Here is a 23,424-nt window from a genome sequence, read left to right on the forward strand (position 1 = left end):
TGCGACTTAAATCGTCATCCCTGCTGGGTTCGCACCGTTTCGGCGGTTGCGACGGAAAAGAGCCAGGGCCAGTCCACCTGCGGTAAGCAGTATCCGCGAGGGTTCTGGCGTCACCAGGAAGCTGAATGTGGCAGGGGTGGAGAGCGGGGTGTCCCCTTGATAAACACTCGAAAACGTGAACTCCAGTTCGTAAAGACCCGGCTGGGTGAACCCGAATGCGTAGTGGGTGTGGTCTCCCACCTCCACACTTAGCCTGTTGTTGTCCAGCGTAGAGCCGGGGTCGTAGGTTGAGAAGATGACATCACCGCTTGCACGATTGCCCCAAGTGGCGCCCAGTCCAGTCGTCTCGTACACCCCGAACTGGGCCCCCTGAGGCATCGTCCAGTTTGTGAGCACCATGTGAATGACGGAGGCCGTGACCGGATCCCCTGTCCATGGGCTGGTGAATTCATGGATCCAGTCCTCATCAAGCAGTCCTTCCCCCGAGAACCCCAGATAAGGCCCGGTGCTCGCCCCTCCCATGACCCAGATGGACTGGCCAGCTGAGATTCCGAGCATTCCGGCAAAGCGATTGATTGACGCCTGGTTGTTGGTGACCGTGGTTCGCGCGGCATCTGTCTGGATCAAAATATCCTCCGGCCCATAGGTGGCTCCGCCGTCCATATGGATGATCGGATTGAGCTCTTGCGTTTGCGACTCATATGTCACGCGGAAATCGCCATGGCCCGTGGTGTAAACATAGGCTGAGGACGCGAGAGTAGGTATGATGAACATCGCGAGTATTGGCAGGAAGCACGATGGCTTCAGCCGCAAACGAGCGCCATCCCTCTCAGCAGGTCCGCCTGATATCGCAGGGTGGGGATTGGGGAGAAGCAGCGAGATCATCAGGATAATGAAAAGCAAGGTGTGGATGCAATGAAGTTGCGTTAAAAACATTGGCTTCGGGATCCAGCGTTCGTCAAATCATTTAATGCAAACGGATTGCAAAAGAAGGGCGGCGCTGCCACCGTTTCCGGCTGGGGGCTAAGTTCAGCGGTGGACGTATTGATGAATTGTCCACGGGGTTTTAGCGTGATTGCGATCACGGAATGTAATTTATATTGCAAATAGGTTGCGGGAAAGGTTTATGAGATAATGTATGTCATTTGCATTATGAGGCATAGTCACGATCCTCCGCAGCCTGTGTTTCGAATGGGGCTGACCATCTTGCTGGCGCTTTTGCTGGGCCTGGTCACCTCGTCCGCTCTTGCTCAAAACACAGGGACGGTCGGGTTCGAATCGGCCAGCTATCAGGTCAATGAGCAGTCCGCCTATCTGACGGTGCTTGTCCGGCGAACGGGAGGCAGTAGTGGCACTGTATCGGTCAACTTTGCCACGTCTGACGGCACCGCGATAGCGGCTACGGCGGGAGTCGCGAATGACTACACTCCCACGAGTGGGACGCTTGTGTTCGAAGATGGCGAGACGGAGAAGGTCATCACTGTGCAGATCGTCGTGCCAACTTCGGAAACGGTTGCGGAGCCGAGCGAGACGTTCAGTTTAACCCTCACTGGACCAAGTGCAGGGGGAATAACGACGACGACGTTTACCCTCAATGACACGCCGCTCTACTTTGCTCCTGCCGACCAGACGACGACCATCGGCACCCCCACAGCCTCCATTGCGTTTACCATTGGCGATGCAGAGACCGCGGCGGGCGACCTGCTCGTCAGCGCGTTTTCGAACAATCCCACGCTGCTGCCGGATAGTGGGATCGCTCTGGGCGGCAGCGGTGCCAACCGTACCGTGACGCTTACGCCTTCGGCAGGGCAATCGGGTGCCGCCCAAGTCATCCTCATCGTCACAGACGCGGGTGGGGCAACGATGGCTCGTTCCTTTTATCTTCGCGTCGGAGCGGCAACGGCGGCGACGGCAATGGTGGAGGTGGAGGCGATTCCCGATGTGTCCCTCACTGCTGATGATTCATTTACGCTCAACTATGCCATGACAAATTCCGCGTGGGTTACCTCCGTCAGCCGCAGCAATACCACACTATTCAACGCCCCTGGTACCGGTACGGGCAGTGATTTGCGCACCCAGCCCACCAGCGGGGGCACGGCCCGAACCCTGCGCATTCGTCCTGGGGACCGGAGCACCGAAGCTGGGCTCTACGGTACATCGACAGTCACACTCGGTTTTACCGGCGTGGGGGCTCCTGCGGCGCGTACATTCAACGTCCGCGTCAATCCTCGAGCTGTTGTGGACAATCAGTTGCTGGGAATCTCCGGCACCACCAGCACCTTCGACGTTCTGGCAAACGATGTGGTGCCGCTGGAGGGGCACGCTTTTGCGATCACGGCGGTCACTGCTCCTGCCAACGGCACACTCGCCATCACGCCCGATGGAAGGTACCTCCGTTACACACCCACCAACCCAGCCGCGACGTACGACTCGTTTACCTACACGGTCACCGTGACCTCGGCCGATGCGTTCAATGGCTACACCTTCCGCGGATCCGGCTCCGTAAAGATCGGCGGCTATGTAGTCGTTGACTCGGCGGTGGCGGGGCAGCATACCGACCTCGACATCGACTATGTCAACGGCGTGTGGACCCAGAATATCCGCACGGACGCCTTCATCATGGGGGCAGTCCAGAGTGGCACCTTCAGTCAAACAGTGTTGGACTCCGATGAAGGGGTGCTTTTCCTTGACGCATCCACCAAGCAAGCGCGTCCCTCAGACCCATTGTGGGACGTGCTGGGAGTTCCGGCTGGAGCGGATGTATGGCGCGGGCCGGAAAGTACCAGCGGTCACAAGATTTACCTGGGAATTGCCAACGAGGCCACCAAAGAATCGACAGTGGATGCCTACAGCCCGGTTGGCGACCCGCGGGCGGCTAGCGAAAGCCATTGGGTCAGGACGGACCTCGTCGGCTTCTCGGGGCCGGGCGACTTTGCTGCGTTTTATGGGGGCGAGGTCTCATTTGATACGCTCGATGGGCTGAATGGTGCGAACGAATCGGCGATCGGCGGGAATCCTTCCGACACCTTCTGGGGCTTTGCGGGTTCACACGCCCACCTGGCATGGTGCTTCACGGCTCCCGGTCGGTACACGCTCACCTTCCGCTCCACCGTCCGAGTGAATGGTGTATTCGTGACCAGCCCAGACACCACATTTACTTTCGACGTTGATAGTGTGGCGGGCGACTTCCGGCTGACGGAGAACGCTCCCTTGGTATTGGCAGATAACGCAACCATGGACGAAGACGGCGCGCCCCTGCCCATTGATGTCCTCAGCAACGACGCGTCGTCGGCCGACAATTACGAGGTGCTGAGCGTCACTGGAGTCACACAGGGAACGCATGGCAGCGTGACTATTCCAGCAGGAGCAGGTGCGGTGGTCTATGTGCCCAATGCCAACTTTCACGGCAGCGACAGCTTCACATACAACGTGACGGACGAACACGGAGGCGGGGCTGCCGGCGCCGTGACTATCACGGTGAACCCGGTGAATGATGTCCCGTCTTTCGTGAAGGGAGCCAACATTGAACACACAATCGATGACCACGGCTCCAAGACCTTTCCCTCGTGGGTGACTGAGATCAGTGACGGTGACCTGAATGTGGAGCAAACGCTGACCTTCCAGGCGAATGTGATCAGCGGGGCTTCCATCTTCGCGGTGATGCCGACCGTAAGTGCCAGCGGCACCCTGGCTTATGAGCTGAATGGAACTCCGGGGGTCGCCACCGTGGAACTGCGCCTCACTGACGACGCAACGGCAGGGAGTGCGGCGCTCACGACGGAGCCGCAAACCTTTACTGTGACATCTTTGTCCGCGCCCAACTACACCGTGACAGCTATCGGCACGTTAGGCGGTGCCACTTCTTCTGCGCTTGACGTCAACAACAAGCGCCAGGTGTCGGGCAACTCCCTCGTGACCGCGGATCCGGGGTCAACGGGCTCACTGTTGCGTGCCTATCTTTGGTCAAACGGTACGATGACAAACCTTGGTGCCATGGTGCCCATTCCTCCGAGCACCAGCGCGAACCGGTTTGGACGAGGCTATGCGGTGAATGACGCGGGCATCGTAGTTGGAGAGTTCAACAACGACTCGTCACGCGCATTCGTGTATAGCGGTGGGGTCATGTCTGGTTTGACCCGGCTCGCAGGTGGGAATGACAATGGAGTGGCCGTGGACATCAACAACTCGAACGTCATCGTCGGAGCGAGCAGCAACGGTGCGGCTAGCAGACCGACAAAGTGGACACGCGATGGCGGTGTCTATATTCCGTCTGACCTTGGCACGCTAGCGGGTACATCTTCATCAGGAGGGAGGGCCGCGGCGATCAACGAACGAGGTGACTGCGCAGGGCAGTCGCTTAACAGTGTCGGCACCACCCAGGCCACATTGTGGAGCGAGGGGGGCATCGTCAACCTCACCTCTCTGGGGGATGGGACTCGCTTTAGCCAGGCCATGGGGCTCAATGAGCGTCTTCATGTTGTTGGATCGTCCTCTACAGGACAGACTGTCGGCGATCTCATCGGTACCACCAGCACGACCGGCATCACGAGAGCGTTCATCTGGTACCGAGGTGTCATCACGGAGCTGCCGCCCGTCAATCTGTACACTTCGACCAACAACGGCCCCACGACGAATTACCACAGCGTCGCCAACGACATCAATGATGCGGGAGTGGTCGTCGGGAACTCACAGAGAATCTCGGGCAGCCCAGCAGTCGCCACCGTATGGGAAGATGGCGTGCCGACTGACTTGAACTCGTTGTTGCCTCCTGGTACCGGGTGGGTGCTGACCAATGCCGACGGGATCAACGACCGTGGCGACATTGCTGGGACGGGCACCTTTGGCGGAGTGTCACGCGCTTTCCTGCTGCTGAGAACTCCTGTGAATGACAGGCCGGCGTTTGTGAAAGGTGCAGATCTGGAGCACTTTGGCAACAACAACGGCCCCCAGATCTTCACTGCCTGGGCCACTGAGATCAGCGATGGCGACGTGGAAGTGGAGCAGGAGTTGACCTTCGAGGTCAATGTTGTGAGCGGAAGCGGCATCTTTGCCACCGCCCCAGCGGTCAGTCCGAATGGCACCCTGACCTACACTCTGAATGGCACCCCTGGCGTTGCCACCGTGGAAGTGCGCGTCACCGACGATGCGACGGCAGGCAGCGCGGCTCTCACAACAGAGCCGCAAAGCTTCAGGGTGGCATCCTTCTCAACGGTGCAACGTCGCGTCATCGCTGGTGTGCATGCCGACGTGGTATCGGTGTTTGACGACGAGGGCGTGCTCACATTGGAGTCCATGGCTGACATTGACGGGCAGTTTCACGTGAGGCTCAACCCCAGTGAAGTGATCTTCAATGTCGAGGAGTCAACGCGTTCCTCCGTGCCCGACCTGGCAGAGTATGCTTTCCTGGGCACCCCGGGAAGTGACGTCTGGATTGCCCCGGAGCAAAATCCTGGCGGCGTGGCGCTCTGGCCGGGATTGAACACCGAAAATGTGCCTTCTGGAGCCTATGACAACGATCAGGTGACCCTCCGGCTGGAATCTGTGGGAGGGCCTGGAAGAGTGGAGATCTATCAGTCGAGCCCCTTTGGCTCCCCAGAACGCCGGATAAGCAGCACAGACCCCAACTATAAAACGTGGACACTTGGATCCGGCCAGCATGTGCACGCCAACTGGGCCTTCACCGCTGCGGGCACTTACACGCTGACCTTCTCCGCCAGTGCCACCGCCAATGGCACGCCCGTCACGACTTGGCAGAATTACACGTTCATTGTGGGCAGCATTCCCACTGGCGTGGAAACCGACACCTCACTGGCGGTAAATCCCCCCGTTACGGAGATTGGAAACCCGGTGATGCTGACTGCCACAGTCACTCCTGCAAATGCGCTCGGCTTTGTGGAGTTCTTGAACGGTGCCACGGTGCTGGCACAGAAGCCGGTGAGTGCTGGGGTGGCGACGTTCGCCACCTCCAGTTTGAGTGTGGGTACGCATGCGATCACCGCGCGTTTCGTGCCTGGGTGGGTCCATAATTTTGGCGCATCCACATCTGCTCCAGTCCTTGCCACCATCACAGAGCCGGGTGGCATTCCCTTTGGCATAGTCGGGGTCGTGGACCCCTACCAGCCGGGGCAGACATTGAGTGCTCAGGTGGTGGGATACACTCTGCAGCCCGGCGAGTCTTTCCGATGGTATTTGCGCATGCCTCCCAATCGGGAGTTGCTCTTCGCTACCGTGGAAGGATCGACCTATTCCAGGTATGTGGATGCTGCCCTGAACGGGTTTGAGTTGGGTGTCAAAGTGCTCTCCGGCAGCGCCATCGTGGCGGAGTCCGCATGGGTGCCCGTCAACGTTGTCCAGAGCGGCGCACGACCGGTCCTCACCCGTGTGGATGCTATTGGCAACCCCGTGCTGCCTGGAGAGGAGGGGATTGCGTTCACTACAAGCGGACGCACCCTAGCCGTCGGTGAATCCGTGCGGTACGTAGTATTCCTGTCCTATCTGGGAGGCGCTCTTTCCCAAGAGTATGCCGATTTTGAAACGACTGCCGTATCGACCCTTTTTCAGCCTGTGCAGAGGGACAGCTCTGGGTTGATTTTTCATCGGACCACGGCAGCTTCGCTTCCGGCAGACGCTGGCATCGCCGCTCAGATCGTGCGCGAGGGCATTGTTGTCGCCCAGTCGGAGCCGGTTTGGATCACGCTCCAACACCGTGAGATTGTCATAGAAGGCGTCCACTCGATTTATCGTCAGGGTGGTGCACTCCAGGCGACTGCAAATATCTTTCCGGTACGCTCCACGGATGTTTTCACTTACACCTGGGAGCTCACCAAAGGCGGGGTTACGACTGTCTGGGGGCAAGCCCAGCAAACCACGCCCGAGGTGACAAAAACAAATCTCACTGTGGCGGAGCACGACGACGGCCGACTATCTCTGAAACTCTACAACCACGGGGTACTGGTGGAAACCGTGAGTGGCGCGGCACGGCCCACCATCCGCGTGACTGACGATCCGAACGGTCAAATTGTCCTTCTTGCTGCTCTTGCAGGGCACTACCACCAGGGAGACAGCGTTAATCTCAACTTGATCCTTGATCCAGCCCCCGTGCCGGGGGATCAGATCATCTGGGAATGGAAGTGGCCGGGAAGCGAAACCTGGCTGGAAATTCCCGGGTTCACCGGCACGGGAAATACGGTGATGGCTGAGCAGGCACTCCATAACGTGCAGGTCCGTGCCACGCTGGACTTTGCCGCAACAGGCATCGCCTCTGTGACCTCGGAGGTTCGCACCATCCTTGTGGATGATCATGGTGCCGCGCCACGCCAGCAGCCGAGCGTCGCTGGGGCGACTTCTTACTTGGGGGGTGATCCCGTCAACCTGATCCGGCAGCTTCCTGTCAATGGTCCTACCATTCTTACTACCCATCTCTGGGAGAGGAAAGCCCCGGGTGCACCGTCGTTTGAAGCCCTCCTCGGCGAGACGAGTGCCACCTTGTCATTCGTGGCACCCATTGCGGACCATGGGGCACAGTATCGAGTCTCCATCCTCAAACCCGGGGGGAGCATTGCCTACGGTCCATCCAATCCGGTCACTCTGGAGGTTTCCAACCCAATCGCGAGCTGGCGTCAGTCGTATTTTGGGACGGAACAGAACGCAGGGAATGCTGCAGACTTGTTTGATGCTGACCAGGACGGCCTGCCGAATCTTATGGAGTATGCGTTCGGATTGAATCCTCTCAACGGCGCGGCGGGCAGTCTGAAATTTGCCGGGGGCGTTCTGGAGGAAACCGGCCCGCCTGTCGTCGGCATCGTGGGTGCCAATGGGGAATCACAGGTTCTGTACGCCCGATTCACCCGATGGAAAAATCCGGCGGCTCTGGGGCTAAGCTACATGGTGAGATTTAGTGGCGACCTCACCCAATGGGAGGACTCAGTGGCAGTGCCGCAGGTAATCGCTGAAAGTGCGGACATGGAGGCTGTGCAAGTGCCATTCCCCGCCACCGTGCTCGGGCATCCCGCACGCTTCTTTCGGGTGGTGGTTCGAAGCTCGTATTAGATGGAGATTTATGAGGTTCTGCCGTGGAGGTCTGAAGCTGTTGCGCATATGCAAATTACCTTGATCACCGGATTTCTTGGGGCTGGCAAGACGACCTTTCTCAAACGCATTCTGCGTGAACAGGGGCCATCGGTCCGGTTCGGCGTGATAGTGAACGACCTGAGTGAGCTGGAAGTCGATGGTGAGTTGATCCGCCTGGGCCACTCGGTGTCTGAGGAAGATGGTACTTTGATCAGTCTGTATCATGGGTCCATCTCTGACACAAGAAGGCGGGATTTTGGCAGAGCACTAAGACAGATGCAGGAGGCGGGCGTGTCCCATGTGCTTGTGGAAACCTCTGGGGGAAGCCGGCCCGGAGAAGTCATTGAGGAATTGAAATCATGTGGAGGGGCTGTCCTTCATGCGGTGGCGTGCCTTGTCGATGCCAGAGCCCTGGTGCACGACTACGATGGGGGCCCCGGGCTGCTGCGCATCCTGTTGGAGAACGAAGACACAGGTCGCCGCACCACTGAGAATCTGCTGGCTGAACAACTGCAGTCTGCGAGTTTCGTCATCATCACCAAGGTGGACACGATGGATGAGCACTCACTTCCGGTGCTGATTAGGACCATGCAGATCCTCAATCCCCAAGCGCAGTTGCTTGCCAGCGCTTATGGCAAGATTGACTTTCGGACCCTGCTCCATGCTCCCCCGTACAGCCTGCCTGCAAGCCCATCTCGTCTGCCGACAAGTGAGGCTGATGAAATCGGATACACCGTCATCAGGGATGCAAGGCCGCTGCACCCTCAGCGATTTTACGACCAGTACCGGCTGCGATTGGGGACGGGTCTGTTTCGCAGCAAGGGGTTCATCTGGCTGGCGAGCAGGCCGGATCAAGTTCTGCTGTGGAATCAGGCGGGAGGTGCGCTGGGCCTGGAGTTCCTGGCCATCTGGCGGGCGCACATCCTTGAGACGGACCGTCGGCTGGCCCCCGAGGAAATTGCCCATCTCAAAGCGAAGCTGGCCGATGCGCACCCGGTGTATGGTGATAGGTTGTGTGAAATAACATTGATCGGGTTGAAGCGGGACCGGGACATTTTTGCCCGGGGGCTGGATCAGTGCTTCTGCACGGAGCAGGAGATCGCCCACTGGAAGAGGGGCGGGGCCTTCATTGATCCTTGGCCGAGGCAGTTGCGAAAGCTGGCTTGAATGCCGGGTCAGATCACTCGTGGGCCGTGGCATCACAGGCACTCACGGGAGATTCCGGGGGATCTGGGACGAATGATGAGTGATTATGGGGGCTGCCAGAGTCAGGTCGAGCACATAGGTAAACCGCGCTTCAAAGGCCAGGGGCTCATCATCAATCCTGAATGAAAATCGATAGATGCCGCTGGCTGCTTCTATCTCTGCACGCAGCGGCTGCACTCTTAGCGTGCTTTCATGCAGCGAGACGTGCAAGTCCTTCTGAGCAGAGAGGTTCTGGAAATACTGCCTCATCGCTTCGGGCGTGTGGATGGGGCGCGAAGAGAAGGTGGGCAGCAGGATTGCGTCTTTTGCATAAAGGTCGATCAAGCCCTCCACTCTTCCAGAGTTGGCGTTGGCAATCCATTCTGCGATCAAGGCGGCGGAGGAGTCAAACATGACAGCCATGATGATGGAAGATTTATGTAATGCAAATAACTTGCGTTATGATTCGAGTTGGGCTCCTTTGTTTCACGCGAATGTCTGCCCCACTACCCAGTCCCCAATTTCAACCTCGCCACTCCGTTGCCCAAGTGGAGGAAGGTTGTGAACTCGCCCCCAAATTTGATGAGCAAGGCTTGATCCCCTGCGTGACTACTGACGTTGAGAGCGGTGAGGTGTTGATGCACGGCTATATGAACGCGGAGTCTCTGTCGAAAACGATTCTCTGGAGGCAGGCGGTGTATTGGAGCCGGAGCAGAAAGAAGCTATGGCACAAAGGGGCAACCAGCGGGCTCGTGCAGAATGTGGCGGAGATACGCGTGGACGATGACCAGGACTGCATCTGGCTCAAGGTGCGCGTCACAGGCGGAGCCTCCTGCCATGTAGGCTACCGCTCCTGCTTTTACCGGCGTGTTTCATTGAGCCCGGCAGACAGCGGGTACGCACTGGAGTTTGCCGAAGATTCCAAAGTGTTTGATCCACAATCCGTCTATGGCGATGCGCCGAACCCCACCCGTCTATGAAAAAAATTCCACTTGTGTTGATCGCTGGATTTCTTGGAGCAGGCAAAACCACTTTCCTTCAAGAGTTGCTCACCGCCTTAAAGCGATGGAACGTCCCGGCAAGCGTGGTGATCAACGATTTCGAGAACGCTGAAGTGGACGCTGCGCGACTGCGCCACACGGCTGGCATGGTCGTGGAAACGGTGAGCGGCGCTTGCGTATGCTGCTCGTCTCTGGAGGAGTTTCTGGGAAAGCTCGCCACCATTGAAGTCGCTGAAGGAGGCGTGTTGCTGGTGGAGGCAAATGGCACTTCGGACTACATCACGCTGATTGCGGCTCTCACGGCACGGGCGGAGGCCGGGAGGTTCATCTCGCCGCTGCAGGTGACCATGATTGATGCGAGCCGTTGGCAGAATCGCTACTGGCACAACAAACTGGAGTGTGAGCAGGTGCAAACCTCCACGCACTGGTGCCTGCGTCATCATGGGAAGGCTGCCAAGAAGCGGTTGCTGAGTGTGCGCAAGCAAGTGACAAAACTTGCTCCCAAAGCGGTTGAAACCGACGCGGATTACTTTGCGCAATACCTGAGCCTGTTGTGCACTTTTTCCACACCCGAGGAAGCCCCCCAACCGGTGGGGAGGCTTGAGTCACATTCAGACTTTGGGGACGAGGATGATGACGGCGACACTTCAAGTCCCTCTCATCGACCGCATGTTCATCATCACGTTCATCACCACCATGACGAGCTGGCCTTCACCTCCATGATGGTAACGTTGCCTGAGGTGGTAGAGACGCGGGATCTGAAACGGGTGCTGGATGGGCTGCCAGAGAGTGTTTTGCGGGTGAAGGGCATCTGCAGGCTGGCGGCGTATCCCGGCATGGTGTTCTCAATCCAACACCTTCGTCCCGAGGTGGAGACATGGTGTGAGCCGGTCGGCGAAGTGGAAATCGAGCCCACTTGCATCATCATCGGTGTGGGCATGCCCGCTCACGAAATCCGCGCCGAGTTTCAGGCAATACCCCTGGCAAGAATGCAGGACGACCCACTCGACCGCACCCGTGCATTGCCGGAGATAGTTTCCTCTGCCCAGCATGGCGCTGATGCCTGGACGTGAGACGGGAAGAAGCAATTCAGCCCGAATCATGCAAAAAGCGTCATGCCCCGAAGAACGGCACACACCATCGGCTGCTGCATCCTGTTGCTGTGGGGCACGGTATTCATCTACTTTTACGGTAGTGGTCGTGTCATCCACTATTTGCCGGAAGACGGATGGTTTCGACCAATGGTGCTATGGGGTGGGATAGGCATGGCGGGGCTGGGGCTGTTTAACCTGATCGCCTGCCAACCACCGCCAGGCGAAACCAGGGATCACTCCTGCCGGGGATGTGGTCCTGAAGACACCGGTGCTGCTGGGCCATTGCCGTTGGCGGATGGCCTGGGCGAACACGTGAAAAGCCTGGAAACCGACAGTCTGAGTCGGGTGGATGCGATGATTTTCTCATCAAGAATTCATCTCCCTCAAGGCGTCGAGGTCGGGGATACCCTGCCTTGGAAGGACGATTCGTCTCATTCCGGTGAATTTCGGCCGCAATGGGGAATGTTAGAGTGGGTTCAACTGGGGTTCCTCGCCGTCCCCATCGCCATCTCGGCCATGTTCAGCCCTGACCAGTTCAGTCTTCATGCGCTGGAGAACAAGGGGCTCTATGAGGGGGAGTCCAACCAAACGGGCAGACTCCGCGGCTCTCTGCCCGTCTTCAACGGGGCCGGAACGGTGGGCGGTACGAGTCCGGATGGGCGAGGTGACTACATCGTGATTGACGAGCAGAATCTCCGGCGGTCCTTTAAATTGAGTGATCTCGAAGCGACTGTTCCACGATCACAGGAGGGAGATTTTCAGTTGAGTCTGGCGGAGCTGTATCTCATCGCCGGGGACCCTGACATGGCCAGTGTTGTCGATGGTCAGCCCGTGGAGACGCTGGGCCGGGTGATCCCTGAAAAGGGAAATACCGAAGGCGGCAGACGGTTGCGTCTATTCAGGCTTGAGGTGATGTGTTGTGCCGCTGATGCCCGGCCGTACTCGATTGCGGTGGGGGTGGGGGAGCCTCCTCCTCCTCTCAAGAGCATGGCCTGGGTCAAGGTCCGCGGGGTCATCCGCTATCTCCCCAGCAAAGGGAGGTGGCTGCCGCGACTGCATGCCAGATCCATCCAGCCGACAACTGCCCCGCTGGAAAATCCGTTTTAGCGCAAGCAAAGAGGGATGGGACCGGTTGTGACACATTTAATGCATTGGATGTGCCTTGGTTTTTGAACTGCGGAAAGCGCAGTCAAAGTTTTTTGCGATCATAAGCGGCAGCGAAGCGCTGTCTGCGACGACGCTCGCACCTTGCCAGACTCACGGTGCCGGTTTCTCAGCATGTTCTGGAGCCCGCGTGATATCATACTCACGCCATGCCACTTGATGTTTGTCGGTCTTAGGGAAACACTTGGAGCCTGGGGAGGTAGGTTTGGCACCTTCGGCGAGGATCCCGGCTTTGGTGAGGGCATCACGTTGATCCACGCCCCAGTCCAGCTTCAGATCGGCGATGGGTTGATGGGAGAGGATGGCAAAGACGATCTCGCGGCTCTTGTTCACGCCTTCGGGGAGTGCCGTGTTGATGTCCCACATTTCTTCAGCACGAAGCCCCGACTCGGGCGGAAGCTTGATGGTGCGGTCCTTGAACACCTTGCCGCTGGGCTGGGAGGGGTTGGGATAATAGAGGAGCACGCCTCCATCTGCGTTGATCGCCCCCACATAGAGCCAGCCACTTTCGGGTGTGCGGATGCCCACGCTCTGGCGGTCACCAGTCTGGTAGGAGGGTTGGTTGGTGGTGATCTGGAAGGGCCCTTCCGAGGCACCTGCGGGAGGGAGATTTGCGGTTTCGGCGGCTGTCGGGACAGCGCTGGTGGAAGGCTTGTCTGTCGTGGTGGCTGCGGTAGCCGTTGCGGGGGGAGCGGTCGTTTGGGTGGAGGGAGAAGCGGGGGCTTCCTTCTTGCACCCAGCGGTCAAGGTGACGAAAGCCACCGCGGCAGCGGCACAGGCAATATAGGCGGAGGAGGAGAGGGAGGGGCGGACCATGATCAAAGGAGTGCGGCAGCTACTGTTCCGGAGGTGGGCGCATTGGCAGGCGGCACCCGGGATCTACTACTGGGACGGTCCCGGCGGGGCGTCAAGCTGAGCGTGTTTGCGCTGACGTTCCACGCTTTAATTTCGACGTGACATTTGCTTCACAGTGGATTCCCGAGCCTCAATAAGGCGGGTGATGAAGTGTCGAAATGGATCATTCCAAATGTCGCCGTGGCCATCAATGACTGCCTTGTCCGCTTGGGCGACCATGAAGGGGCCGATGCTGCTGGCGTCGTCCACCAACCCCTGAGTCTGGAAGGGGGACATGAAACCCCGCCCGTGTTCGCCTGCGGACAGGGGCTTCATCGCAGCCAGTCCGGTCTTGCCTTTCTGCTGGGGGATGGCCCGCAACATGGCACCGTCGCCGGATTTGACTAGGTCGTGGGTGGCAAAGGGGCGGTAGGCCCCAAGCGCGACACGGAGGCGTACGCCCTGCTCGATCCAGGGAGTCTGTTGTGTGGAGCTGGTGAGATTGCCCAGCGTCTGACCGATGGGGAACAGGGTCTTGTTGGGAACGTCCGTTTTGGAGCCCACCACAATCATCCGCGGAAGGTAGATGTAGGGGACGCGTCGGGACTCGGCCAGACTTGCCAGGCGTTGGTCGCGACTGTAGCGGGCGATGGTGACATAGCGCAGGGCTTCAAAGGCGGGATTCACCAACACCACCATGTCCCAGTTGCGATGCACCCAAGGGCGTTCCTTGCGACGTTCGTGGTCATACACCAGTTCCATGAGGTCATCTTCGTAAGAGCGGGAGACGGAGGAGAATACGGCTGCCGCTCCGAAGCTGTGGCCCACGATGATGGCGCGGGAGTTCTTGTCCGCAGCATTGCGGGGTTCTGCTTCCTCGAACCGCCGGCGGATGAGGGAAATGCGTTTCAAGGTCTCTGCCATGGCGCGGTAGCCGATTTCCTCGGCCGTGCCCTTGCGGTTCCAGAAGCTGAGGTAGTGGGGGATGTTTGCCACAAAGCTGGCTCCTTTGACGCCTTCAATGCCAAGTGAGGTGGCGTTCTGAATGACGCGCCCGCGCCAGCTCAGATAGATGGCGATGACGGGGCGCTTCAGGGCACCGGGCTTGGTGTTCTCATCCTCCCACACTTCGTAAGCGGCCTTGCGGAACTCCCTCAGATTGTCATTTTTCTCCTGGGCGTTGTTGTTCCAACCATGGGCAAAGGCCAGGATGATGACGCCATTACGGTAGCGGGCGCTGTTCTTCGCCAGATCGGTCTCCAGAGTCGCTTCCAGGAACTCGATCTGATTGCGTCCTCGTCCGGGCCGGGTGCCTGAGACGGAATCGACCGCATCCGGTGTGGTCTCCCAGTAGCTGCCTTGGTCGTCGCACTCAATGTGGGCAAGCTTGAAAGTGTCGCCGTACACTTCGAAGACGCGGTGCTCGCGGATCTTGGCGGAAACGTTCTCCGGATCCACGGCGGCATGTCGGCTGGGGGGTGATTTTGGCTGCTGCGGCAGCCGTGCCGTGGAGTAGTCTGAGCGATATTGCTTGTGAGCGACACAACTCGTAGCTGCGAGAAGCAGCGTTGCCCAGGCAAAACACAGTCCCATTTTCATCAGCACAGATTATTGCGCGATGTGATGATGTAAAGAAAAAACCTGGCGAAGGGTCACTTGAGACGGACTATCCTCACAACTCTTTGTGCGCTAAGAGCTTCACTGACTGTACCCAACTTTGACTCGCTGGCGGCTCGTCAGCATTGGGGTGTGCTGCCCAGTCTGGTCGCCCGCGACCACGGCACCCTGATGGTAAGGAATCCCCCGGGCTGTAATTCTGCTGTCGCCGTGGTTCCCAGCAATCGGGCGTAGATCGCCACCAGGGAGAGCCCGAGCCCGGAGTGGCTGATGATTCCCTCCCCCTCACCGTGCCGGGAAGGCTTTCTCCAGAATCGCTCCATCAAATGAGGCAGATCCGCACTGGAGAGCCCGGGGGCAGGATTGGAAACCGCCAGCTGTTCCGCAGAAGATTTTATGGTAATGGTCGCACCAGCGGGGGCATGGGAAACGGCATTCTCCAGCAGATTATTGGCGATAGCATCCCAGATCACCGGATCAGACTGCAGATGGCCGGATTCCGGTTTCAATAAAAGGGTGAGCCCGCGCAATTCCGCGGACCCTCTAAAGCGCTCCACGGCTCCCTCGCCCAACCCTGCTGGATCCACGGGCTGCAGGTGCACAGGCTGCCGACCTGCTTCAGCGCGGGAGAGCAGGGTGAGCTTCTGCAGCAATTGCTCGAGCCCTTTGAGTACCTTTTGAGCTTCTTCAAATTGCTCCGTGGTCCGCTCATCGGGCCACTCTGCCATGAGTTCGATGATGGCCCGCAGTTCCGCGAGAGGAGTGCGCAGCTCATGAGCCGCATGGCTGCTGAACCGGCGCTCGCGTTCAATCGCCTCGCGGGCGCGGGTGAGCAGGTCATTCACCCTCCGGCCCACGGGAGCCAGCTCTGTCGGCAGCGTGGTGGCATCCAGGGTGCGGGCGGGGTCATCGACCGGTATTTCCTGAACCTCCCTGGCAAGATCTGTTACCGGCCGCAGGCTTCTCCGCACCACGCTGCGCATCACAATCAGTCCCACGAGCATTCCCATGGCGGCCGTGCTGGCGACCACCATGCCGAGAGTATGCAAGGTCTCGCCCAGGGCGGTGCTGTCACTGGCCACTCCCAGTTCCACCAGGCTGGCCCCGTCGGGCTGATCTCGGGACTTTACGGGGACGGCCAGCCAGAGGGCCCTGCCAGGGCGTCCATCGGGGAGAGTGAGGTATCCATTCAGAGGTTTGCGCGTCAGGGGCTCCGGCAGAGAAGGCAGGCGGTCACGACGCAGGGAAGGGGAGCGCGCCAGCAGGCTGCCACTGGGAGTACGAAATTCGAAGTAGTCGCCCCCGGCAGCGGAGCCAAAGCCAGCAAACTCCTGCACTTCCAGATCGATCTCCAGCTTGCGTCGCTCCATCTCAGATGTCGTCACCAGAGCATCGGCCTTGGCGGCAAGGACGGCGTCGAAATTGCGCAAGAGCAGCCGTTCAGCGGTGAAATAGATGAGCCCCCCCCCCGCTGGCAGGAGGACGACGGCCGCAACGCAGAGAGCCAGCGTAAGGCGTGTAAGGAGTGAGGTCATGATGACGAGGACGGAGAGGCGGCATCTGGATCCAGCAAGTAGCCGAGACCCCTGCGGGTGTGGATAAGCTGGGGTACACCTGGCGGAGAGAGCTTCCGCCGCAGCGAATACACGGCTGTATCCACCGCATTGCTCAGAGGACTGTCCGTTTCACTGTATAGGCGGGCTTCGATCTGTTCGCGGCTGAAGATCTGTCCCGGATGTCTGGCCAGGCAATCCAGGAGGGCAAACTCCCGCGCGGTCAGCGTGACTGGATTGCCCAGCCGGCTCACGGTGCGGGCTGCGAAATCGATTTCCAGCGGACCGACCCGGATCCTGGAGTCAGGCTTGCCGTGACGGCGTCTCACGAGGGCCTCAAGGCGCGCTGCCAACTCGATGATGGCAAAGGGTTTGATGAGATAATCATCCGCTCCCGTGACCAGACCCCGCACCCGGTCCTCCACGCTGTCGAGCGCCGTCAGAAGGAGCACGGGTGTGTCCACCTGCTGTTGGCGCCATGTGGCCAGGAGCTCCAGGCCGGACTGACCGGGCAGCATGATGTCAAGGATCACGGCATCATACGCGGCCAGTTCTGCCAGTTGAGCACCCTCCTCCGCGGAGGAGGCTTCATCAACAGCATGGCCCAGGCGGGTGAGCGCCCGGGCCACGGTCTTGCGCAATCGGGTGGCGTCTTCAATGAAGAGCAGGCGCATTGGGCAAGGAGGATAAGGATCAGTCAGCCTTCTGGGTGAGGATGGTGCCGTCCGCGCTGAAGACCGCTTTAATATCGCCGCCATCCTTTTCCTGGCGGTCAATCTCCACACGGTACGTCACCTTGTCGCCCTCGGTTTCCTTTTCCACGTCGTCCACCCGGCCTGTGGTGCTGGCCAGTTTCTTGGCGGCGTCCTGTACGGCGGCAGGGGCCTCACTCAGGGCGATATCGTCACGCACCTTGGTCACGGTGCCGTTGGCGTTCAGGTAGAGTTTGCGTTCGTGCTTGGCAGAGGGGAGTTTGACCTCGGCCACGTACAGGTTCTGCCCCTGGATGCTGATGAGGTCCACTTCGTCCAGAGTACCGCCCGCGAGGTTTTGATTGATCGCTTGCTGTACGGAAGCAGGGCACTCTGCCAGGGTGATGTCCTTGGCGGAGAGGACAGGGGCGCAAGTGAGGGCTGCGAGCAGCGCTGCGGCAGGAACGAAGAGGAGGCATTTGGTTTTCATAGTCGGATGTTTTTGTAGGGTTTTTGGTTGTGGCTCCAGCAGTGGTGACCACGCAGACATCCTGCCATGCGGACATGACGCGAAGATGATGACACAGAAGTTTTCGAATCTCTCAGCGGGCTTGGGTGGCGCTGGTTGGCACAATTTCGGAAAGAGGACAGAGCTGCTGGCCTTGGGCGTCGAAGTTTTTCCGGGACAGCCATCTCTCAAAGCGTGCCCGCAGGATGGGCCACTCTCCATCGATGACGGAAAACCATGCTGTATCGCGATTGCGCCCCTTCACGACAATGGCCTGGCGGAATATGCCCTCAAACTGGAATCCCAAACGCAATGCGGCGCGGCGGGAGGGGGCGTTGAGGGAGTCGCATTTCCATTCGTACCGACGATACCCGAGGTCGAAGACATGGCGCATCATCAAGTACATCGCCTCCGTGGCGGCGGTGGTGCCTTGCAGGGCAGGGCTGAAGTACAGGTGGCCCACCTCGATCACTCCGTTGACGGGATCGATCCTCAAATAGCTCGCCACGCCAAGTGCACGGCCCGTGGGAATGTCCACGATGGCGAAGAATAGAGGGTCGGAGCCATCGGCACGCTCTGCAATCCATGCGGTGTATTCCGCCTGAGAACGAAAAGGGCCATAGGGCAGGTAGGTCCAGGAGTGTCCCGCGGTGTCCGCACAGGCGGCCTCATAGAGTTCCGTTGCATGATCCACCGTCAAGGGCTCCAGACGGCACCAGCAGCCTGGCATGGGCGAGCGTTTTGGGCAGGGAGGTGGGTTCCAGTGAGGGAGAGGCGCACCGGTGGCAGGGGTTGAGAGATTCATGACCAGGGTAATTGGGGACCAGATTCGCGATCATGGCAATCTCTTGAGAGACGGGGCAGTTCCCGACGTTTCCCCGCGCCTCTCCTGACTTATGAAAAGACTCCTCGCTTCTGTTGCGGCGCTGGTGCTGGGCTCAGTGGCCACAGCCTCGTCCGGGCTCCATGCTGCAACGCCTGCCCGCCCCAATATTGTCTTCATCCTTGCTGATGATCTCGGGTACACCGATGTGGCCACCCTCGGCAGCAAGTACTACGAGACCCCAAATATCGACCAGATGGCGGCACAAGGGGTGAAGTTCACTCAGGGCTACTCATGCGGACCGAACTGCCAGCCTACTCGTGCCGCTCTGATGAGCGGGCAATACGGGCCCCGCACCGGCGTTTACACGGTGGGCGGAATCGATCGATTCCCCTGGCAAACCCGCCCATTGCGCCCGGTGGACAACGTCGTGAACCTGCCGCTGGAGAAGGTGACGCTGGCCCAGACGCTGAAGAATGCCGGTTATGCCACGGCGATGTTCGGAAAGTGGCACTTGGGCAACGGAGAGGCCTATCATCCTTCCAAGCGGGGCTTCGATGAGGCCATTGTTTCCAATGGACGACACATCAACTTCGATACGAACCCCAAGGTGGCTGTCCCCGAGGACGCCTATCTGGCGGACTTCCTTACCGACCGGGCTGTGGACTTCATTCAACGCCACAAAGAAAGTCCGTTCTTCCTCTATCTGCCACACTATGGGGTGCACTCTCCCTATGAGGCCAAGGCGGACCTGATTGCTCGGTTCAAGGACAAACCGGCCGTGGGAGGACATCACAGTCCGGTATATGCAGCCATGCTGGCCAGCGTGGATGAGAGTGTGGGCCGCATCTTGAAGCTGCTGGATGACCTGAAGCTTTCCCAGAATACGTTGGTGGTCTTCTCCAGTGACAATGGCGGGGTGGGTGGCTATGAGCGGGAGGGGATCGACGCCAAAGGCATCACCGACAACGCTCCGCTGAGGGGTGGCAAAGGGATGCTCTATGAAGGGGGCGTGCGGGTGCCATACGTGTTTCAGTGGAAGGGGCACATCAAGGCCGGGCAGGTCAACACCACTCCCATCAACTCCGTGGATCTCTACCCCACACTGGTGGAACTGGCTGGTGCGCAGGCTCCGGCTGTGGCAGAGCAACCGTTGGACGGGGTCAGCTATGTGAACGAGCTGATCGAGCCTGGTGCAACTCCTCGCGGACGGGACGCGATCTTCTGGCATTTCCCTGGTTACCTGGGAGCAGGCGGCGATACCTGGCGCACCACCCCTGGCGGATCGATCCGCCAGGGCGACTGGAAGTTGATCGAGTTCTTCGAAGACGGACGCCGCGAGCTCTACAATCTGCAACAGGACCCTGGCGAGAAGATCAATCTGGCGGATCAAGAGCCAGACCGTGTAAAGGCACTGCACGACCAACTTGAAGCCTGGCGGAAGGATGTGAAAGCCCCCCTGCCCACGGTCAACAATCCACAGGCCGCCGAAGCGGCTGGCAAAAAAGGTGGAAAAAAGAAAGCCAGAAGCGATGCCGATGCCGACTGACAGACATTAACCAGACACCATCCCTCATCCTACTCCAATTGTCTATCATGAAACAACGTCATGGATTGATCCACTGGGCCGCCGCGTTGGCGGGTGTGTTATTCAGCTTTCACACGGCAACCGCCGCGAGTGGTGCCCAGGGATCACCCAATGTGGTCGTGATCTTCGCGGATGATCTGGGGTATGGTGACCTCGGCTGCTTCGGAGCCAAGGGGCAGGCGACGCCGAATCTGGATCGCATGGCGGCAGAAGGAGTGAAGTTTGAGAGGTTCTATGTTGCGCAGCCCGTGTGCTCCGCCTCACGCATGGCGCTCATGACGGGCTGTTACCCCAACCGGGTGGGGATCAAAGGAGCTCTGGGGCCGGGAGCCAAGGTGGGAATCAGCAAAGAGGAGACCACCCTGGCAGAACTGGTGAAGCAGAACGGCTATGCCACGGCGGCGTTTGGCAAGTGGCATCTTGGCGACGATCCCCAGTTTCTGCCAGTGCGGCATGGGTTCGATGAATACCTGGGGCTGCCGTACTCCAATGACATGTGGCCGTACCATCCTGAACTGGTGAATCTGACGCCTGAGCAACGCAAGAAGCGCCGCGGCTTCCCGGCGCTGCCTCTGGTGGACGGGGATCGGATCATCCTGCCGGAGGTCACTACGGTGGAACAGACCCGCCTTACCACCTGGTACACCCAGCGCGCCGTGAAGTTCATCAACACGAACAAGGACAAGCCGTTCCTCCTGTACCTCGCACACAGCATGCCGCATGTGCCGCTCTTCGTGAGCGACAAGTACAAGGGCAATTCCGCGAACGGCGTCTATGGCGACGTGATCGAGGAAATCGACTGGTCAGTGGGAGAGGTGCTAAAGGCCCTCAAGGAGAACGGGCTCGATGAAAATACCCTTGTGATCTTCACCTCCGACAATGGTCCGTGGCTCAGCTATGGCACGCATTCAGGCTCTCCGGGCCCGCTGAGAGAAGGCAAGGGCACCGTCTGGGAAGGGGGCGTGAGAGAGCCCTTCGTGGCGCGTTGGCCCGGGAAGATTCCGTCCGGCAAGGTCGTGACGGAGCCCGCCATGACCATCGACATCCTACCCACCGTGGCGGCCCTGACGGGAAGCAAGCTGCCGGATCACAAGATCGACGGGCGCAACATCTGGCCGCTTCTCTCGGCCACGGACGGAGCGAAGAACCCGCACGAGGCCTACTACTTCTACTACAACGACAATGAACTACAGGCCGTGATGAAAGGGCGCTGGAAGCTCTACCTGCCACACAGCTACCGCACGCTGAATGGACGTCCCGGGGGAAAGGACGGGGTGCCGGCCCCCTACGAACAGCGAACGCTGGAAAAAGCAGAACTCTACGATGTGGTGAGCGACATTTCAGAACGCACGGACCTGGGGGCTGCCAACCCTGAAGTGGTGGCGGAACTGGAGAAACTCGCAGAAGACATGCGGGCAGATCTGGGTGATTCGCTCACCAAGCGTGCGCCCAACGGTGCTCGTCTGGCGGGAAAAGTCGAGTGAAGGGTTGGGCAGTTTGACAGAACTGTCACAAACTGCCGTGAACCAAAAAGAAGGGTGTAGATACATTGGCTGATGGCGCAAAGGCTGCTGGCCGACACGTCCTCCCTCCTGTGTCTCCAAGTCCAATCTGATCCACCATGAGAATCCATCGTGCTCTTTTTGCCGCTGCCTTGCTTGGCAGTGGTGCTTTGGCAACCTCTACGTTTGCCGCTGATCAACTGCCTGCCAAGGCCGACGCCCATGGCCATGCTCCTGATGAGGCCCAACTCACTCCTGAGCAGGCCTTGCAGCGCTTGAAGGATGGCAACGACCACTTCGTGGTCAACAAGCCGGAACATCCCCACCTGACGCCCCAATGGAGAAACCAACTGGCGACCGGACAACATCCCTTTGCCATTGTGCTGGGCTGCGCGGATTCCCGCACCGCACCCGAGGTGATCTTTGATCAGGGGTTGGGAGATTTGTTTGTGGTCCGGGTCGCAGGCAATGTGGTGAACGACGAAATTCTGGGGAGCATCGAGTACGCGGTGGAACACTTGGGCAGCCCGCTGATCGTGGTTCTTGGCCATGAGCGTTGCGGGGCGGTGAAGGCCGCACGCGAGACGATTGCCGCCAAAAGCGAAGCCCCCGGGCATGTGCAATCTCTTGTAAAGGCGATCGAGCCGGCTGTCACGGCCACGGCCAGTGCCGATGCGGAAACCACCGCAAAAGCGAATGTGATGAACGTCGTAAAGGCTTTGGAAAAATCAGGGCCGTTCTTGAGCGAAAAAGTGGCAGTTGGGAAGGTGAAAGTGGTGGGTGCCCATTATGACCTCGACACGGGTGCGGTGGAATTCCTGACCGCAAAGTGACAGCTTGTTAGTGCTGCAATCCAGACACGAAAAAAGCGGAGCTGATGCTCCGCTTTTTTTAACAGCGTTTGTGGGTGACAACCCTTGTTTGAAGAGGTCTGTCTGCCGGGATGCTGACTATCGGGCCTGGGCTGCTTCAGCACCGCTGATGGTCCCCACGAAGGAGCTCATATCCGGGCTGTTGGAGACGCTCATGGCCTCGGCCACACGGTCCTGAAGGGCACCGCGCAGTTTGCCCACAAGTTCCATGCCTTTTTGGGTGATGCGAACCAGCACCTTGCGGCGGTCGTCGGCAGCATGCATGCGCTCCACGTAGCCGAGCTTCTCCAGGCGATCTACAAGACCGGTGGCAGCAGCGGTGGAGTGACCCATCTTGCGGGCGATGTCGGTCATGGTCAGTTCCTTGGATGTGCTGAGGTAGCTCATCAGGTAGAACTGGGCGAAGGATACATTGCCGCGGCTGAGATCCTTGGAGAGGTTCAGCAGGAATTCCCGCTGACTGAAAAGGATGAAGTCAGCGAGTTTGCCAGGATCGCTAAGGTTGGCTGCTTTGGATACGGGAGTTGCCATGAGTGATGAGGAATTAAAGGTTTGCAAAGCCTGAACGTCGTGGTGTTGAGATTACTATACCTTCTAAGTACATAGAATTACAAGATATTTTTCTAAAAACCACACTGGTAATTCCCCCTATTTGTTGAGGGCACACGCCATTTTATAGTCAATGGCTGCAAAATATCAAGCAAAAACGCGACCTTTTTCAAAAAATATACCGCAAATCCAATAATTTTCAAAATCCGGGCCTGAGAGTATGAAGTTTCAATATTGAGTGGAGCTTCCTTTTTCTGGGGAGTTGCCGTTTAAAAATTTGTCCTAGATGCCGAAAAATCAGGGCTTGGCGTGGTTTCCCTCATCGTGAGAGTTTGATTGGATACGCCTTTCAAAAATGAAAGGAGAGAATGG

17 protein-coding genes are annotated in these 23,424 nt (G+C 58.8%); 8 read left to right on the forward strand and 9 right to left on the reverse strand.

The window, feature by feature from the left end:
• Window positions 1-6: 6 nt before the first annotated feature.
• On the reverse strand, window positions 7-774 hold the full coding sequence (locus tag VSP_RS14450; RefSeq protein WP_009961440.1) for a choice-of-anchor M domain-containing protein: 768 nt from the start codon (window positions 772-774) through the stop codon (window positions 7-9).
• 417 nt (window positions 775-1,191) lie between these two features.
• Here VSP_RS14450 and VSP_RS39455 point away from each other — a divergent pair, with 417 nt between their 5' ends.
• On the forward strand, window positions 1,192-8,049 hold the full coding sequence (locus VSP_RS39455; RefSeq protein WP_009961441.1) for a choice-of-anchor M domain-containing protein: 6,858 nt from the start codon (window positions 1,192-1,194) through the stop codon (window positions 8,047-8,049).
• A gap of 48 nt (window positions 8,050-8,097) precedes the next feature.
• Complete coding sequence (locus VSP_RS14460; RefSeq protein WP_009961442.1) at window positions 8,098-9,237, forward strand: CobW family GTP-binding protein; 1,140 nt, start codon at window positions 8,098-8,100, stop codon at window positions 9,235-9,237.
• A gap of 42 nt (window positions 9,238-9,279) precedes the next feature.
• Here the strand turns inward: VSP_RS14460 and VSP_RS14465 are convergent, their stop codons facing one another.
• Complete coding sequence (locus VSP_RS14465; RefSeq protein WP_009961443.1) at window positions 9,280-9,678, reverse strand: nuclear transport factor 2 family protein; 399 nt, start codon at window positions 9,676-9,678, stop codon at window positions 9,280-9,282.
• Window positions 9,679-9,749: 71 nt separating this feature from the next.
• Here VSP_RS14465 and hisI point away from each other — a divergent pair, with 71 nt between their 5' ends.
• From hisI to VSP_RS14480, 3 genes are all read left to right on the forward strand, one after another.
• On the forward strand, window positions 9,750-10,235 hold the full coding sequence (gene hisI / locus VSP_RS14470) for a phosphoribosyl-AMP cyclohydrolase (RefSeq protein WP_029190450.1): 486 nt from the start codon (window positions 9,750-9,752) through the stop codon (window positions 10,233-10,235).
• Entirely contained in the window at window positions 10,232-11,329 is a 1,098-nt protein-coding gene (locus tag VSP_RS14475; protein ID WP_009961445.1) for a GTP-binding protein, read from the forward strand. Before hisI ends, VSP_RS14475 begins: the two co-directional genes overlap by 4 nt.
• Window positions 11,330-11,812: 483 nt before the next feature.
• The gene (locus VSP_RS14480) at window positions 11,813-12,457 is read left to right on the forward strand and encodes a TIGR03943 family putative permease subunit (protein WP_157210909.1); all 645 of its coding nucleotides are present in this window, start codon (window positions 11,813-11,815) and stop codon (window positions 12,455-12,457) included.
• A gap of 150 nt (window positions 12,458-12,607) precedes the next feature.
• Here the strand turns inward: VSP_RS14480 and VSP_RS43610 are convergent, their stop codons facing one another.
• The 6 genes from VSP_RS43610 to VSP_RS14510 form a co-directional block, all read right to left on the reverse strand.
• Entirely contained in the window at window positions 12,608-13,330 is a 723-nt protein-coding gene (locus tag VSP_RS43610) for a DUF4384 domain-containing protein (RefSeq protein ID WP_009961448.1), read from the reverse strand.
• Window positions 13,331-13,456: 126 nt separating this feature from the next.
• Window positions 13,457-14,947, reverse strand: coding sequence for a hypothetical protein (locus VSP_RS14490; protein ID WP_029190451.1), 1,491 nt, complete (start codon window positions 14,945-14,947; stop codon window positions 13,457-13,459).
• A gap of 137 nt (window positions 14,948-15,084) precedes the next feature.
• The gene (locus VSP_RS14495; protein WP_009961450.1) at window positions 15,085-16,500 is read right to left on the reverse strand and encodes a sensor histidine kinase; all 1,416 of its coding nucleotides are present in this window, start codon (window positions 16,498-16,500) and stop codon (window positions 15,085-15,087) included.
• Entirely contained in the window at window positions 16,497-17,192 is a 696-nt protein-coding gene (locus tag VSP_RS14500) for a response regulator transcription factor (RefSeq protein WP_009961451.1), read from the reverse strand. Before VSP_RS14500 ends, VSP_RS14495 begins: the two co-directional genes overlap by 4 nt.
• A gap of 19 nt (window positions 17,193-17,211) precedes the next feature.
• Entirely contained in the window at window positions 17,212-17,700 is a 489-nt protein-coding gene (locus VSP_RS39460) for a hypothetical protein (RefSeq protein WP_009961452.1), read from the reverse strand.
• Between the two features lie 112 nt (window positions 17,701-17,812).
• Entirely contained in the window at window positions 17,813-18,523 is a 711-nt protein-coding gene (locus VSP_RS14510; RefSeq protein ID WP_044133550.1) for a GNAT family N-acetyltransferase, read from the reverse strand.
• Between the two features lie 91 nt (window positions 18,524-18,614).
• On the opposite strand from VSP_RS14510, the gene VSP_RS35485 reads away from it, so the two are divergent.
• The 3 genes from VSP_RS35485 to VSP_RS14525 all read left to right on the forward strand — a co-directional run bounded on the left by VSP_RS35485 (window position 18,615) and on the right by VSP_RS14525 (window position 22,464).
• Window positions 18,615-20,090 (forward strand): sulfatase, encoded by a 1,476-nt coding sequence (locus tag VSP_RS35485; RefSeq protein ID WP_009961455.1) that lies wholly within the window; start codon window positions 18,615-18,617, stop codon window positions 20,088-20,090.
• Window positions 20,091-20,137: 47 nt separating this feature from the next.
• A complete protein-coding gene (locus tag VSP_RS14520) occupies window positions 20,138-21,613 on the forward strand; it encodes a sulfatase family protein (protein ID WP_009961456.1) in 1,476 nt (491 codons plus the stop codon).
• A 137-nt stretch (window positions 21,614-21,750) separates the two neighbouring features.
• On the forward strand, window positions 21,751-22,464 hold the full coding sequence (locus VSP_RS14525) for a carbonic anhydrase (protein ID WP_009961457.1): 714 nt from the start codon (window positions 21,751-21,753) through the stop codon (window positions 22,462-22,464).
• 117 nt (window positions 22,465-22,581) lie between these two features.
• Here VSP_RS14525 and VSP_RS14530 read toward each other — a convergent pair whose 3' ends face one another.
• Window positions 22,582-23,034 carry a MarR family winged helix-turn-helix transcriptional regulator gene (locus VSP_RS14530; protein ID WP_009961459.1) on the reverse strand — a complete coding sequence of 151 codons (453 nt, stop codon included), beginning with the start codon at window positions 23,032-23,034 and terminating at the stop codon, window positions 22,582-22,584.
• Window positions 23,035-23,424: the final 390 nt, after the last annotated feature.

Source organism: Verrucomicrobium spinosum DSM 4136 = JCM 18804 (assembly GCF_000172155.1).
Classification (GTDB): Bacteria; Verrucomicrobiota; Verrucomicrobiia; order Verrucomicrobiales; family Verrucomicrobiaceae; genus Verrucomicrobium; species Verrucomicrobium spinosum.

What these genes read in the sequence shown, in the direction of transcription:
- VSP_RS14450 (WP_009961440.1), bottom strand. Translation starts at nt 774, where the DNA reads ATGTTCATCATACCTACTCTCGCGTCCTCAGCCTATGTTTACACCACG.
- VSP_RS39455 (WP_009961441.1), top strand. Translation starts at nt 1,192, where the DNA reads ATGGGGCTGACCATCTTGCTGGCGCTTTTGCTGGGCCTGGTCACCTCG.
- VSP_RS14460 (WP_009961442.1), top strand. Translation starts at nt 8,098, where the DNA reads ATGCAAATTACCTTGATCACCGGATTTCTTGGGGCTGGCAAGACGACC.
- VSP_RS14465 (WP_009961443.1), bottom strand. Translation starts at nt 9,678, where the DNA reads ATGGCTGTCATGTTTGACTCCTCCGCCGCCTTGATCGCAGAATGGATT.
- hisI (WP_029190450.1), top strand. Translation starts at nt 9,750, where the DNA reads ATGTCTGCCCCACTACCCAGTCCCCAATTTCAACCTCGCCACTCCGTT.
- VSP_RS14475 (WP_009961445.1), top strand. Translation starts at nt 10,232, where the DNA reads ATGAAAAAAATTCCACTTGTGTTGATCGCTGGATTTCTTGGAGCAGGC.
- VSP_RS14480 (WP_157210909.1), top strand. Translation starts at nt 11,813, where the DNA reads ATGTTAGAGTGGGTTCAACTGGGGTTCCTCGCCGTCCCCATCGCCATC.
- VSP_RS43610 (WP_009961448.1), bottom strand. Translation starts at nt 13,330, where the DNA reads ATGGTCCGCCCCTCCCTCTCCTCCTCCGCCTATATTGCCTGTGCCGCT.
- VSP_RS14490 (WP_029190451.1), bottom strand. Translation starts at nt 14,947, where the DNA reads ATGAAAATGGGACTGTGTTTTGCCTGGGCAACGCTGCTTCTCGCAGCT.
- VSP_RS14495 (WP_009961450.1), bottom strand. Translation starts at nt 16,500, where the DNA reads ATGACCTCACTCCTTACACGCCTTACGCTGGCTCTCTGCGTTGCGGCC.
- VSP_RS14500 (WP_009961451.1), bottom strand. Translation starts at nt 17,192, where the DNA reads ATGCGCCTGCTCTTCATTGAAGACGCCACCCGATTGCGCAAGACCGTG.
- VSP_RS39460 (WP_009961452.1), bottom strand. Translation starts at nt 17,700, where the DNA reads ATGAAAACCAAATGCCTCCTCTTCGTTCCTGCCGCAGCGCTGCTCGCA.
- VSP_RS14510 (WP_044133550.1), bottom strand. Translation starts at nt 18,523, where the DNA reads ATGAATCTCTCAACCCCTGCCACCGGTGCGCCTCTCCCTCACTGGAAC.
- VSP_RS35485 (WP_009961455.1), top strand. Translation starts at nt 18,615, where the DNA reads ATGAAAAGACTCCTCGCTTCTGTTGCGGCGCTGGTGCTGGGCTCAGTG.
- VSP_RS14520 (WP_009961456.1), top strand. Translation starts at nt 20,138, where the DNA reads ATGAAACAACGTCATGGATTGATCCACTGGGCCGCCGCGTTGGCGGGT.
- VSP_RS14525 (WP_009961457.1), top strand. Translation starts at nt 21,751, where the DNA reads ATGAGAATCCATCGTGCTCTTTTTGCCGCTGCCTTGCTTGGCAGTGGT.
- VSP_RS14530 (WP_009961459.1), bottom strand. Translation starts at nt 23,034, where the DNA reads ATGGCAACTCCCGTATCCAAAGCAGCCAACCTTAGCGATCCTGGCAAA.